11 protein-coding genes are annotated in these 14,318 nt (G+C 61.8%); 5 read left to right on the top strand and 6 right to left on the bottom strand.

From position 1 onward, the window contains the following. Positions 1-2: 2 nt before the first annotated feature. The 3 genes from CFB40_RS17565 to CFB40_RS17575 form a co-directional block, all read right to left on the bottom strand. The gene (locus tag CFB40_RS17565; protein ID WP_089428705.1) at positions 3-227 is read right to left on the bottom strand and encodes a hypothetical protein; all 225 of its coding nucleotides are present in this window, start codon (positions 225-227) and stop codon (positions 3-5) included. A gap of 172 nt (positions 228-399) precedes the next feature. After that, the gene (locus tag CFB40_RS17570; RefSeq protein ID WP_089428704.1) at positions 400-1,221 is read right to left on the bottom strand and encodes a siderophore-interacting protein; all 822 of its coding nucleotides are present in this window, start codon (positions 1,219-1,221) and stop codon (positions 400-402) included. Between the two features lie 38 nt (positions 1,222-1,259). After that, positions 1,260-1,973 carry a PadR family transcriptional regulator gene (locus CFB40_RS17575; protein ID WP_089431913.1) on the bottom strand — a complete coding sequence of 238 codons (714 nt, stop codon included), beginning with the start codon at positions 1,971-1,973 and terminating at the stop codon, positions 1,260-1,262. A gap of 703 nt (positions 1,974-2,676) precedes the next feature. On the opposite strand from CFB40_RS17575, the gene CFB40_RS17580 reads away from it, so the two are divergent. The 4 genes from CFB40_RS17580 to CFB40_RS17595 all read left to right on the top strand — a co-directional run bounded on the left by CFB40_RS17580 (position 2,677) and on the right by CFB40_RS17595 (position 9,564). Continuing rightward, a complete protein-coding gene (locus tag CFB40_RS17580; protein WP_089431914.1) occupies positions 2,677-5,457 on the top strand; it encodes a type VI secretion system Vgr family protein in 2,781 nt (926 codons plus the stop codon). Between the two features lie 11 nt (positions 5,458-5,468). Further along, complete coding sequence (locus CFB40_RS17585) at positions 5,469-7,658, top strand: T6SS effector phospholipase Tle3 domain-containing protein (RefSeq protein WP_089428701.1); 2,190 nt, start codon at positions 5,469-5,471, stop codon at positions 7,656-7,658. A gap of 153 nt (positions 7,659-7,811) precedes the next feature. Continuing rightward, positions 7,812-9,284 (top strand): type VI lipase adapter Tla3 domain-containing protein, encoded by a 1,473-nt coding sequence (locus CFB40_RS17590; protein WP_256976825.1) that lies wholly within the window; start codon positions 7,812-7,814, stop codon positions 9,282-9,284. 19 nt (positions 9,285-9,303) lie between these two features. After that, positions 9,304-9,564 carry a PAAR domain-containing protein gene (locus CFB40_RS17595; protein ID WP_089428699.1) on the top strand — a complete coding sequence of 87 codons (261 nt, stop codon included), beginning with the start codon at positions 9,304-9,306 and terminating at the stop codon, positions 9,562-9,564. Positions 9,565-9,633: 69 nt separating this feature from the next. On the opposite strand, the gene CFB40_RS17600 is transcribed toward CFB40_RS17595, so the two are convergent. From CFB40_RS17600 to CFB40_RS17610, 3 genes are read right to left on the bottom strand one after another with little or no spacing between them, the layout of a single operon-like run. After that, positions 9,634-10,848: an aromatic ring-hydroxylating oxygenase subunit alpha gene (locus CFB40_RS17600; protein ID WP_256976826.1), complete on the bottom strand. Its 1,215-nt coding sequence runs from the start codon at positions 10,846-10,848 to the stop codon at positions 9,634-9,636. Further along, on the bottom strand, positions 10,749-12,329 hold the full coding sequence (locus tag CFB40_RS17605; RefSeq protein ID WP_089429205.1) for a GH3 family domain-containing protein: 1,581 nt from the start codon (positions 12,327-12,329) through the stop codon (positions 10,749-10,751). Before CFB40_RS17605 ends, CFB40_RS17600 begins: the two co-directional genes overlap by 100 nt. A 13-nt stretch (positions 12,330-12,342) precedes the next feature. Continuing rightward, positions 12,343-13,278, bottom strand: coding sequence for a fatty acid desaturase family protein (locus CFB40_RS17610; protein WP_089428697.1), 936 nt, complete (start codon positions 13,276-13,278; stop codon positions 12,343-12,345). Between the two features lie 113 nt (positions 13,279-13,391). Between CFB40_RS17610 and CFB40_RS17615 the strand changes: the two genes are divergently transcribed. Then, on the top strand, positions 13,392-14,276 hold the full coding sequence (locus CFB40_RS17615; protein ID WP_089428696.1) for a metal-dependent hydrolase: 885 nt from the start codon (positions 13,392-13,394) through the stop codon (positions 14,274-14,276). Positions 14,277-14,318 lie beyond the last annotated feature (42 nt).

Raw genomic sequence — 14,318 nt, forward strand, 5'->3', positions numbered from 1 at the left:
GGTCAGCCGGGTGTCTTGGCCGATTCGGCCGATGCGGACGGGCCAGCGCCCGCATCGTGCAGTTCAGCGGTATCGGCAGGGTGTTGCGCGGCGTCGCGGTCGAGTGCGCTTTCCTTCAGGATCGCGCACATCGCGACGAACAGCGCGAGTACCACCGCGGCAAGGCCGCAATAGCCGACGATCTTCAGGTTGCGAAGGAACGGCGAAGCGTGGCTTTCTTTTGTCATGACCGGGCGCTCCTGGGCGGGCTGCGGCGGCTGTCGCCCGACAGCGGCGTCGCACCCACAGATATATACCAGTCGCGATAGCGGTGCCAAGCCCGCTGGTGCGCCGACGCCACGATTGTGTCATCGGCCGGCCAACCTCAAGCGGTACCCGTTTGCCGGGCACCCGCATCCATCAGTCTTCCAGCGTTTCGTGCACGGCCGCCGCGCCGCGCTTCCAGTAGGCCGCCGCACGGATGCGCGACTTGTCGACGCCGCGCTCGCCGGTCAGGTGCTGGCGTACCGCGCGCATCGACAGCGCTTCGCCCGCCGCCCACACATAGCCGTCGCCGGACGGCGGCAGCGGCAGGTCGCGCACGGCATTCAGCAGCACGTCGCCGTCCGCCGCGTCGGCTTCGGCGCGGAAGCGCCAGATTTCATGCACGTCGGCGCGCGTGTCGAACGCGATCTGCGCGGTGCGATCCGCGACTTCCATCACGACGGCTACGCGCGCGCCGGCCGGCAATTCCTCGAGACGCCGCGCGATCGCCGGCAGCGCCGTATCGTCGCCGATCAGCAGGTGCCAGTCGAAACCGGTCGGGACGACGAACGAACCGCGCGGGCCGCCGATGCCGAGCCATTGGCCGACACGTGCCTGGGCGGCCCACTGCGACGCGGGGCCCGGGTGGTTCAGCACGAATTCCAGATCGAGCTCGCCGGCGGCGCGGTCGAAACGGCGCGGCGTGAAGTCGCGCGCGACCGGCTTCGGTTCGCCTTCCGGAAACTCGGGACCGTTCGCGCCGAGCGTCGGCAGCACGGGCCGTTCAGCGCCGGGCGGCGGGAAAAATACCTTCACGTGATCGTCGAACGACGCGGATTCGAAATCCGCGAGATCGGGGCCGCCGAGCGTGACGCGCAGCAGGTGCGGCGTGACGGTGTGCACGCGCAGGACCTGCAGCAAGCGGAACTTGAGGGTGTGGCGCACGCGGGTCACGGTGCGGTCGGATGTGTTCTGCATCAATCCGTTCTCCTTAGGGTTTGAGGGGGCGGCGCGGATTACGCACCGCTGCCGCCTTCGATTTCAGCCGTCGCGCGGCGCATGATGGCGGCGATGCGGCGCTGTTCGTCGGCGTCGGCGGCGCTCTTGTGCAGCAGCGCCCGCTTGAGTGCGAGACGCGCCTCGACGAACTCCGGCAGCCAGCCGGCTTGTGCTTCGTCCTGCGCTTCGTTGCCCGCCGATTCCCCGGCGAACGCGCGGCGCATGAATTCCATCTTGCGGGCGAGGTGCGTGAGACGCGCGAACAGCGTGTCGACGCGTTCGCGCTGCGCGTCGAGATGCACGCGGCCGGCGTCGGTCAGTGCATAGCGCTTGCGGTTGCCTTCCGCTTGCGACGCGACGAAGCCGACTTCTTCGAGATACGTGAGCGCCGGATACACCATGCCGGGGCTCGGGCTGTAGAAACCGTTCGAACGCGTGTCGAGCGCCTTGATCAGCTCGTAGCCGTGGCTCGGTTGCTCGGCGACCAGCGCGAGCAACAGCAGCTGCAGATCGTCGGAGCTGAACTGACGGCCGCGCGGCATGCCGTCGTCGCCGAAATCGCCAAAGCCGCCGCGCCCGCCACGGCCACCGAACGGGCCGCCACCGCCGAACGGATCGTGGCCGCGACGATGGCGGCCGATCGCGTACCAGAGACCGGCGAACCCGTCAGGGCGGGCATGCGCACCATGACCGTCGCATCGGGCATGGCCGCGGGAAGGGGTGTGTCGCATGATCGAGTCCTATATGTCGTAAAACATATCTAAAGATATATATCGAAAGATAGGTCGTCAAGGGGATTATTCAGGGCGGGATGGAGAGGTGGGGCTGTGGTGGAGGGCTTGCGGGCAGCCGTCCTCCTTCATCGAAAGTCGGCTTCCCACTGGCAGTTGCCGAATGCTGGCGCTGACCGATCCCTTGGGAGTGCGTGACATGACGTTCAAGTATGTCCAAAGCGCGCGGTCGCGAGCGGCGTTACTGTCAACAAGAGCGAAAAGGAAAAAGCCTGCTCTGCGAGCGGGGCATTTGAAGAGGTGGGGCAGGAAACTTGCCGAGGAATTACGTTCAAGCCAGTAAGCATGCACCATGTTTCTTGTCGCCGGTCGATCTGCAGGCTTCGTTGAGATAGCGGGGCAGGGGGCTTGGATGTAGGAGATTGGAATCCACATGGGCAGGCTCGGTGCGGGTCTGCGCGCGGGCATTCGAAAAATGCTCCGCGTGGAGAGGCTTGAGAGGCAGCCAGCGTTCGGAGCACTCCGCGTCGGTCCAGATATAGCGACGGAATTTAGTGTTCTTCGTCGAATAACATGAAAAATTGCTAATCGGTATCCCGGATTGTTACCTCTGCGTCACATTTTGGTAAACTTGCGCCCTGCCGCCGCCTATATAGAACAGCAACATCCGGCGGGTCATAACGAATCAAACTGAGAGACCGTCGTGAATATCCGAGAGTCGTTCCGCAATTTCGTATCGGGAATCGATGCGAATCGCCGGCCGGTCGTGCTGAAATGGGGTAAGGCGCAGCACGAGCTGGGATCGAAGATCGCGTTGCAGCACGCGAGCATCCGCGAAAGCATGATGACCGGTATCAGCGGTCACTTGACCTGCATTTCTCAGCAGGGCGATCTGCCTCCGAAGCTTTTCATTGGTGCCCCGGTCTCAGTCGGTATCATCACGGATCGCGGCCAACTTCATGCCATCAACGCAATCATTAGCGCCGTTGAGGTCGGCCGGACCGACGGGGAGTTGACGGTTTACCAGTTCACCGTGACCGACGCGTTGAACCTGCTGCAAAAGCGCACCAACTCTCGCATCTTCCGTAACGTCAGCGTTGTCGATGTACTTGGAGTCGTCCTGAGCGAATGGCGACAGCGTAGTGTGGCCCTTGCGCAGGCGTTCGAGTTCGACCTGTCGCAACTCGACAGATCCCGCTATCCGGTTCGCTCTTTCGTACGTCAGGTCAACGAATCTGATGCTCGTTTCATCTCCCGGATTGCGCGTCGCGACGGCATCACGCTGTTCGTGCGCGCCGGACGGGTAAGCGGGGAGACGAAAGACGGCGATTCGCCCGTGCATGCGCTGGTGTTCTGCGATGACCCTCAGAAACTGGGCGAGTCCGCCGCAGGTACAGTGCGAGTTCATCCACGAGACGCTGGAACGGAACAGCGCGATACCATCACCGCTCTGACGATGCGTCAGCAACTGATTTCGGGGGAATCGGGGCGCCCTTCGTGGGACTACCGATATGCCCGCGTGGACCACTCCAGTGCATCGACAAGGATCGACCAAGGCGAATCGGGTAACGATCTCGCGAAATTGCTGACGGACGTCGTGATCGACGTCCCGCATATGGCGGACTCGTGGGCAGACCACGAACGGATGACGGAAGATCGCATTCTGGCTCATGAAGCGCAGGCGGTGCGATACGACGGCGTGAGCGGAATTCGCGACCTTGCAGTCGGCTCATGGATCACGATCGCCGGAGAGGACGAGTGGGGCGCGCTCCCGTCCGACAAGCAGCAATTCGTGATTACATCACTGCACCACGAGATCTGGAACAATCTGCCCAAAGGGTTGAGCGAGCGTGCGCAGACACTGTTTGCCGCCAGCCACACGCTTCAGCAACCACGATCGCTGAGCGATGGGGACCCGTCCGGGCAGGATACGCGCTACGAAAATACTTTCTCGTGCGTACCGCGTGGCACGCCTCTCACGCCGCTTTACGATCCCAAGACTGACCTTCCGCCGACGCCGTTGATCACCGGGCGCGTGGTCGGGGTCGATGGCGAGGAGGTCAGTTGCGACGAGAATGGCTGCGTGTTCGTGCAGATTCTCGGGCAGGATTCCCGCGATCATGCGCACGCGCAGGGTGCCGGGACAAACAGCAACGAGAGCGACAGCGCACCGATTCGCGTGGCATCCAGTCTGGCCGGGCCGAATTTCGGCGAGACGTTCTTGCCGCGGGTGGGCACCGAAGTTCTGCTCGGGAGCCTCGGCGGAGATCCGGACAGACTGGTCATCATCGGCGTGCTGGCCAACGGCGCGAACATGCCGGCGAGTTTCACGCATACGGGCAGTTTGCCCGGCAATCGCTTTCTTTCCGGTATCAAGACGAAGGAAATCAAGGGGCAGCGCTACAACCAGCTTCGTCTCGACGACACACCGCAGCAAATCAGCGCGCAGCTTGCATCGGAGCATGCGCATAGCCAGTTGAATCTCGGCTACCTGACGCAACCGCGTGATAACGGACAGGGTGCTGACCGCGGCCAAGGCGCCGAATTGCGCACCGACGCGGCAGCCGCGTTGCGTGCGGCGCAAGGGATCCTTCTGACGACTTACGCGCGTACTCAGGCGAGCGGCGGACAGCTTGACCGCGATGAACTCGTCGGGTTGCTCGGCGAATGCGCGGAGCTGTTCAAGGCGCTGGGAGATTACGCTGGACAGCACGGCGGCACCGCCACCGATGCGACGGGGCAGCAAGCTGTCGTGACTGCCTTCAAGGAGTGGACGCCGGGCGGCCCTGCTTCAGGCGGCGATGGTGCGCCGAACGCCGACGCAAGCGATTCTCGGGCGCTGATGGCATTTGGCGCAAAGGCGGGTGCGCTCAATATCACTCCCAAGACTTACGTGACCTACGCCGGCGAGAACATCGATCAGATTGCGCAGCAGAATCTGCAATTCGCCGGGGGGCAGCGCGTGATCACGACGGCTGGCAAGGGCATCCACCTGTTCGGGCGCGGAGAAGGCGTCCGCGCGATTGCTGGCGAAGGCCCCGTTATCTTGCAGGCGCAAGAGGACACGCTTGCGGCGACTGCCCAGAAGGGGATACAGATCATGTCGGTCGGCGACGAAGTGTTGATCTCGGGCAAGTCGATCCGGCTCGTCGCGGAAGACGGAAGCTACGTGAAAGTCGGTGGGGGCGTCGAGGTCGGTTCCGACGGTGCGTTCACAGCGCATACAGCAGGACATGATTTCGTCGGCCCAAACACGGACCATGTTGCGCCGCCGGCGTTCAATCGCGGAGGAGCCGATCAGAAGTTCCGCTTGCGGTACCCCGGCACGGACGGTGACGGAACGCATCCCGTGCCGAATCGTCCGTACAAGATCACGCTGCGCAATGGCCAGGTCATTAACGGTGTCTCGGATGCACACGGGTTGACGGAGCTTGCATCGAGCGACGCGATGCACATTGCGCACATTCAGGTTTTCGACGCTTAAGGCAGGCGATCATGTCCGATACCAAAACCTCTTCGCCCCGGATCGTCGGCGAACATCAGGCGATTCTCAATTGCAACCGGCCGCAGAATGCGTTCGTCAATACCGATGTACAAAATCGTTTCCCGTGCACGACGATCCTGATCCATGGCGTGAATGACCTGGGAACGGATTTCGGCACGGTCGAAGGCGGATTGTGCGAGGGATTGAACGACCGCCTCGGTCGCACCGATTTCAAGGGCGCGGAGTACTCGCACGGCCGCATGGCGAACGACCCGAGCCAAGTGAGCGTTGCCGACATGATGAAGAACATGGACGACGTCATCTATCGTCGGCAAGAAAGCGAAGAGACGAGGAGCCCGTTGATTCCGTTTTATTGGGGACTGCGCGTCGGGAAGGAGGATTTGCCCCGGGACCCCAATAAGGCAACCGTCAATGGCCAATACGTCGACCGGTTCGGCAACCGCCTCGATGAGCACCGTGCGCGCAACGGCGGATTTTTCGCCAATGCGACCAACAACATCCCCGACATGTTCGACTCGAATTTCAAAGGGGGAATGGCGACGAAAATTCTCGACCGGATGCAGGGTGACCCGACGCATCCGCTTCGCGAGGCGGAAAATCGGCATTACATGGTGCTAGCAGCACGGCGGCTTGCGGCATTGGTGCGGCAAATCCGCCTTATCGACCCGGACGGGACGGTCAATATCATTGCGCACAGTCAGGGCACACTGATATCGCTGCTCGCCCAAGCCTATCTCGTCGAGGGGCTGACTCCAGACCAATGTGGCCCCGCTGACCGCCCTGCCGACACGTTGGTTCTGATCGACTCGCCCTACAGCTTGAGCGAGGAGTTCATGGATCGGCTGCTGCAACGCGGGGACCAGCAGCAGACGACTTATGCGCGTGCAAAGAGCCTGGCAAACCTGGTCGGGCATGTGGCGAGCGGCAAATATCCGACGCCACCATTCGATCAATTGAAGTACGAGTCGGGCCGGGACAATTTTGGCGTCGTCGGCCCGACGTGGGATCCCGCGCAGGCGAGGCGCCTGAGCGGGCCGCAAGGCAATGAATGCGTCGTGTTCGCCGAGCGCGACAATCGCGGCAAAGTGTATATGTACTTCAGCCCCGAGGACGCGACCGTCGGGCTGAGCGGCGTCAATGGCATGGGTTGCTCGGGCCTGCCCGACTCAATCGACGTGCGCGCGGCGCAGCAGGGAAGCAAGCCTGAGACTATCAATCTGCTGTCGGCGGCTTTCCGGCAGCGTATCTTTACCCGGCGTCTGCGGCAGGGCAAGCCGGTTCAGGTTGGTACGCCGCCCGGAAACTTTACGATACGGGAAAAGGGCGAAACATCCCACGGCTTGCCCGGAGGCTTCACGACATGGATCAAATCGGCGCAGATAAGCGTGGGTACCCAGCGCAATATCAATGGCGAAGCATTGACGCCACCATTTGATCCCGAAATGGAAGGCAATGTGCTGCCGGGAACGGCGGCAACGCCGCTCTCGAAAAATAATGGCGGCGAGTTTGCGCCCGGCAAGCAATCCATTGACCAGCTCGAAGCGGAAATTGCCTTGAGCACGAACAGTGGCGAAGGTGCGTTGCAGGCATTGCCTGCACAAACCATCGACTGGCCAACGAGTGAGGATGGGACGCTGCCGAACTCCACCGAGGTCGAGGCATCGTTGAATGCCGGCAAGGATCCTGACGATCAGTGCAAGGTGAGTCGGGTCGTGTCGATGGTGCCGCCGTCGCCCGGGCACATCGTCGTCTATCGGCAGGAGACGCTCAATGAAGCCAAGGTTCGGCTGATGAATAAGCATCAGGGGGAAAGCTCATATCACTCGGCGGTCATGAGCGGTCGCAGAAATCACCGCTGTGCGACTGCGTTCGATGTGTCAGTAGGCCAGGCGCGTGCGCTGGACGATCCGGACTGGGCGACGCTGCTGCGTGCTATCGCTGACTGGCGTACATCGATGAGCAGGATCGACAAATTGACAAAAGCCCATACGAACCTAGACGAGCAGACGCTGCACATCATAAGAGCGAACTGCGAATATTACGACCAAGGGAACTTCCCCGGAGAAGACGTCATTCCCAAGGCCTTTCCTGCAGGCGTTGTCAGCGAAACCATCGAGATGAGAAACGATGAAATCAACAAGCAGGTTCGAGCTCGTTCACTCCACCATATGCACGGTTGACGCTAAATGACGACAACTTCGGTCCCGCGTCTATCAGGATCGCGAATATTTATTTTCTTGTTCGCGAGCCTCACTTTGATTTGGCTCGTGGCATTCGAGTTGACTGCGAGATATGGATTTTCGTTTCTAGAAAATATGACGACGATAAGGCGATTGCTATTGTTGATCCTGCCGCCGCTGTTACTGGCTGGTGGCGTGAGCCTCACCTATGGTGCATCGCTGCGCAAGGACTCATCACGTCCAGAGGAAGCCAGTTCTGCACAGTCCGCTCAGAGTGTGGCGCCGGCAGGAGCGGGATCGCAGGATCCTCGATTCACATTGGAGATTCGGCGCATCGGCGTGACGGTTGACCGCTTCCGGCAACGGGCACTGTTGATGCGTCTGGATGAGACAGGGGCGAGCGGAACGCTGCTGCTGCAAGATCCCAAGCAATATCCGTGGTCAAGCGATACGCGCGATTCGGAATACGCCAAGCGCCAGAACAACGTATTCGGTTATGCATTGCGCAACTGGGTCGATTACTGGCCGATTCCCGTTATCGTACTGGGACCGCCCCGTAACGTCGTTGATCCGCACGCTGATCGCATGGCGACCCACATCAATAGCGCCGATAACGGCGCGGGCATTGGTAACACGCTATACATCCGGCTCGACGAGATTCACGGTGAGCATGGCGACACGGCGGTGGCGCGCCTATTCGATTTCTTCGACCAGCATCCGGATTTGCCAGCTGTAGTGGTATTGGCCGAAGATGGTCTTGTGACGCGAGGCTACATGCGCACGCCGAACGGTGATTATCTGGACAAGTCGAACGCGAACGGAAATTTCGTTCCGCAATATCCGGATAGTTTGGTCGCGATGCTGGTGACGCGCAAGGATCGCGTCGATCGGACGATTCGACCATATGTTGTCGATGCGCCGGAGGCGGTCGACAAGACCAAGACACAATTTGACGTCATCAAGCTGTGGAACTACTTCTGGGCGCAGCAGAAGTCCTATCCAAGGCCAGCGCCCGGTGTTTATGAAATGTCCTGGGACTATTGGCAATCGAAGCTCCCCGAATTCTGGAAGACCGCGTCGCCGAAGATGCCGGACGGCTTCAAGCCGAACCCGTGGGTGCCGATTCCGTGGACGACGTGGCAACTGAAGGAGTACGACAAATGGCCGGTCCTTGCCAATCTGCATCGGCCGGTGCGAGTCGATCTGAGCAACGGGCACGGGGCGCCGTTGAAGAAGGGCGAGCGAATCGAAAAGATCCGCGCCGGCTGGCAGCAGGCAGTGGGTACGCTTGCGCCCGGCGAGCAGCCGGGACGGATGTTCTACGATACCGGCACCTCGACCGCCAATCTCGCGTTGCTGGTGCAGTCGCTGCACGACAACCCGCAGCATATCGATCTTGACGACCCGAAAGACGCATTCGACATGCAACGCCGTATCGGCGGCGACACCGGAACGAGTTCGATCTGGGTTCAAAGCGCGCTGGCGCTGATGATGGGTTATGGCGACGGGAAGGCGAGCGCAGTGATCAACCTTAGGGATCCGCTGCATGCCACGATCGTTATGCTGACGCCGCCGGACGCCGCGTCGCGGCAGGCGCATCCGCAGACGTTTAGCTGGGATTTCTGACGGACCGGATCGACACGTCATGGGTCAAAAGCGATACATCATCGAAGGCGATGCGCACAGTCACGGCGGACGCGTTGTGTCCGGGGCGCCGAACTCGCGAATCAACGGGCGCGCGATCGCACGCTTGCACGATCCCGCGATCTGCGAGATTCACGGCCTGACCTTCATTGCGACGGTGTCGGGCCGCGCCCGGTTCGACGGGCAAGTCGCCGCATGCGACGGCGACTTGCTGGCATGCGGAGCACGCCTGATCGCGAGCCAGGATCAGACGGGAGGCTAACGGAAATGCGGGGCACGTGGGCGGTGCGCCTCGAGCCGGGCGGCCCTCGGCTGATGTCGCCGGTAACGCTCAGATCACGAATTCCATCGGCTTCGTGCCGCATTGCGCATCGGGCAACGGCTCGCCACGCTGCGTCGCGGCCAGCAACCGCCCGATCGCAATATGGACCACATCGGCGCGCACGCTCGACGGCGTGAATCCTGCGGCGTTGTCGAGCCCCTCGCGGTGCGCACGCATGATTCGCACATCTTGCTGGATCACCGAATGCGTGTAGAGGTGCAGCAGCGGTTTCAGCGCGCGCAACACCACCGCCGGCAACGCAAAGCGATAGCCGATGTACGTATAGACACGCGATCGACGCGTGTCGAGCGGCGTGATCTGGCTAATGATCAGAAAACTCGAGCGGCTACCCCAGTGGTAGTCGCACCGAGTGACGTTAGGTGCATAAAAATGATCGGTATGTCGAAGCGGTTCCCTGGACGGATTGGTCAGCCAGTCCAGCATGCCGATCTTGTCGCCGTCATCGTGATACGTGACTTCGATGCTCTGCTGCTTCAGTTCGACGGTCGCTCGTAGTCGCCGCCCAGTGGACGAGCGAAAGATCCGGTCGTGCACGAACACCGTATGCGGGACGTCCATGAAGTTCTCGACCAGCGCACCGAGATCGCCGTCGAACGTATTGACCATGTAGTACGACTGCCACGGCCGTTCGCCGTAATGCGGCATGTCGAATGGCCGATTCAGTGCTGGATCGCCTTGCCCACGATAGACCCAGACGAGGCCCTGCCGAATCAGCACCGGCAACCGGCGCTGACGATATGGGTAAGTCGTACCGGTCGGTCCGGCGCTTGCGCTGTCGATGCTGGGAATTCGGGTGACGCTGCCGTGCTGATCGTAATGCCAGCCGTGATACGGACAGACGAGACAGCCGTCGATGACTTTCCCGGCCGACAAGCGGGTGCCGCGATGCACACATTGATCGACGAGCGCGACGATCTCGCCGTCGGCCGCCCGGAATAGCACGATGCCGAGGCCGAGTACGCGAGTACCGAACGGTTTGTCTCGCTTGATCTCGGCTTCGGTGCTCGCGACGTACCATTGCTCGACGAGCGCGCCGAAGGCTTCGCCATCGGCATCCGGCGCGGATTCGTCGCACGGCGAGCACGTTGATGCGATCGATATGTTCAACATGAGCACGCGTCCTCGATAAATGCGCGGAGTGCGTTCGCCACGGCGGGCTTGGCCACCAGAGCGCGAGGTTTGACATCCCCAGCCCGGATGCATGCACGCTCATGGGCTCGCTGGACGAGATCCGCCAGCTGGGCAGCACCCCCGCGTATGCGAACCGCGCGCAACGGGCCAAGCTGGCCGACCGTGCGTGCGTGCCGGTAGTGAAAAGCGCGGGCGAGAGCCTGTTCCAGCGCATCGCCCAGGGCGGCGACGTCCGGCATATCGCTTGCAAGCAATAGCAGATAATGGGGCGGATCCACCTCCGCGCACGGAATCACGCAACCTTCGTCGCCCGGTTGCAGTAACTCGGAAAGCGACGCGGCCAGATAGGCTTCGTCCAGCTTTTCACCGACCAGATCGCTTTGCGTGTCCGCCCGCCCGACGAAGGCCACGCGTGGCGTTCGTCCCGCATATCCGGTTACACGGACCCGATCGCCGAGCCGATAGCGGTACAGGCCGCCTCCGGTCGTCACGACGACCTCGACCGTGTCGCCCGGCTTCAGTTCTTCCACGCCTATCGCGGTTCCATCATCGAGCAGGAACTCGAGGAAGTGGCTGCAGACGGCGAGGGGACAGCCGGCCGTATCGCCGAACGGCAGGCTGACCACTGCCTCGGTGGAAAACAAGCCTTTCGGAAGCCATGCGGCCTGCGGAAACAAGGTGCGGGCATGTGCGGCGTAGTGTTTGCTTGGACCGTCCATCCAGCAACTCACTGCCGCGAGTTGAGGCCACAGCCGGCCGCAGTGACCATCGTCGAGTGCGCGCCGCAGCGCGGCCGTACGGTTCGGCGGCAGCGAATCGAACAGGAAGGTGAGTGTATCGCGGCGTTGCGGCTCGGCGTCGTCGAACAGCGGACGAAGCATACTGGTCAGGAAGGTCGGGCTCCATACGCTGATGAAGGCCAGATCATTAGCGGCGATCAGCGCGCGCAACGTCTCGGTGCGCCACGCGCGAGCATCACCCGATAGCGATGGTACGACGAGCGTCGGCAGCAGATCGACGAGCGGGCTGCCGGCCAGATAGTCGAGATCGCTGTCCGACCCGATCATGATGCCGTTGGGAGCGCGTCCGCGCGCTTGAAGTGGAGGCGACATCGACCAGTACGCGCGGCCGGCTGCGACGCCGGGCACGGCGTGATGCAGATCGGAGAGCCAGACGACCAGTGCGAACTGCAATTCTTCGAGAAAGGCCGGCGTATAGGGGATGAGCTTTTGCTGCTCGCTGCCGCCGCTTGTGCGCTCGAAGAAGCGTGGCGTTTGCGCGGTCAGGATTGGAGCGGACTCCTGCAGTGCCCGATCGATCCATCGGGACACGCCTGCGTAGGGGGCCACCGGCACGCGCTCGCGAAATTGTACCGGATCCGCTATATCGGCGAACCCGTTGGCGATGCCGAACGCCGTGTGCTGATTGGCGGCGAGCAAGCGTGACAAATAGGCCGCCTGCGCGTCGCCCGGCGCGTCGAGCGCCGTGAGCCACGCGCAGCGAAAGGTTTCTGCAGCAGCGCCGAACGCGGCCCACGCATCCTGTGCACGCACGTGCGTCCTCACGTCAGAAATAGGTTTTTTCGAGTTGTGTCGGATCGCTTGGCAAACGCCGGGGCGCTTCGAACACATGCAGCCAACCGTACCACAGCGGCCGCGTCTCCGCCGCGTCGGAGCACGCATGAAGCTCCTGCCAGCGCAGGTTCGGACGTCGGTGATGCGTCAGGTTGTAGTTGAAGTTGAGGAATGCCCAGCGGATCAGTATGGGGGCACGCATGTTGTATGTGCCCTCGACAACGTCGAGCGGCGTGTGCATGTGATACACCCATTGGAGCGACGACCACGAAAACGCGAATGCGAGGTAGGCAAGCGTGATGTCGAGTACGCGCCAGTCCAGCAATGCCCCCAGTGCAATCCACGCGGCCACGCCTGCGACGGTTTCGTATCGAATTCGGCGAAATTCGGCCTGGCCGAAGTCTCTGAACGCGGCCGCATACGTATTGTCGTGTCCGTACTTCGCCCAACCATACGGAATGCGACTCGGAAGCACGGCCAGGACGAAGCTGCCGGCGAAACTCGCGAACCAGATGCCGCCGACGATCGCCGCGTAGTATTCGATTCGCTTGCGCCACAGCGAAGCGTCCGGCTCGACGAAGTCAACTCGCTCCGCAAGCGTTCGATTTCGCACGTGGTGACCGAGATGATTCACATGGATCAGCGTTGCCGCGGCGCCGAACATCGTCGATGCCCACCACATCATCAAGTAGTTGATTTTCCCGCGCCGATGCCCGAAGCCGTGGAATGTTTCGTGCATCATCGAAAACACACCTTGCATGATCAGGCAGAACGGTGCGAGCAACACCCAGCGCAGGGGGCTCGTACCATGCGATAGCCAGCTCAGGATGCCGGCCCATGCAACGCTCTGTAGTGCGAGCACGCAGAGATTCAGCCGATCGAACCGTCGCGAACGATTATCTATGGCGCTTGTATTGGCAACGAACATACAATTCGGACATGGATAGTGGCGGCGACGCAGAGCATACCCTCGATCGCCATCATCGAACAATATGTCCGCCTGCGCTGACCCTTCGCGCTACGCCACGATCGACCACGACCATGTACGCCAAACGAACCGACGATTCAAAGCATGAACGCTGCAACGACGCGGCAGACATCCGTCGGCGCAATCTGCGTTTTTGTTTTGCCAACCACATTCCGCGCTATTGGTATCGTGACAACCGCCGGGTGACGCGCTTTTTCGACGCATTCTCGATCATGTTTCCGCTTGGCGAGAAGTTCTTTGTCGATAGCGTGAGGCAGTATTGCGGCGCGCTGCCGGCCGACGGCACGCTCGCCGCGCAAGTGGATGCGTTCTTGTACCAGGAAGCCACTCACATACGCGAGCACCGCGCGTACAACCGGCGCCTGGCTCGCCAAGGCATGCCGGTTGACGCACTCGAGGCGCTGATGCGGAGACGGCAGGAACAATGCCGGCGTGTCGCGTCCCCGCTGCTTCAATTGACCTTCACAGCATGTCTTGAACACTACACCGCCATTCTGGCCGATCTGCTATTGCGCGATCCGGCCATTCTCGACGGCGTGGACCCATCGATGGCCGCGATCTGGCGGTGGCATGCGATCGAGGAAACTGAACACAAGTCCGTCGCATTCGACGTATTCCGCGCTTGCGGCGGCGGCGCGATCAAGCGCTATGTCATGCGGACGGCGGCGATGCTCGGTGTTACGGCATGCTTCATCGTCGATCTGGGCTATTTCATCGTCCGTCTCGCACGTGCCGACTGCGACGCCGGCAATTGGCGAAGCTGGGCACAGCTTGGCTGGTGGCTGTTTGGCGCGCCGGGCATTGTTACCCGCGTACTGCCCGCGTGGCTGGCATGGTTCTCGCCACGTTTTCACCCTGCCAGCATCGGGAATCCGGCCACGCTGGCTGCTGCCCGCGCCGCGCTCGCTGCCGATGGCGTGACAACGGAGCCGGCATGAGCGTACGGTGTCCCGCATGGTCGCCGTCCGGTTTCGATGAGT

Source organism: Burkholderia sp. AU31652, from assembly GCF_002223155.1.
Classification (GTDB): Bacteria; Pseudomonadota; Gammaproteobacteria; order Burkholderiales; family Burkholderiaceae; genus Burkholderia.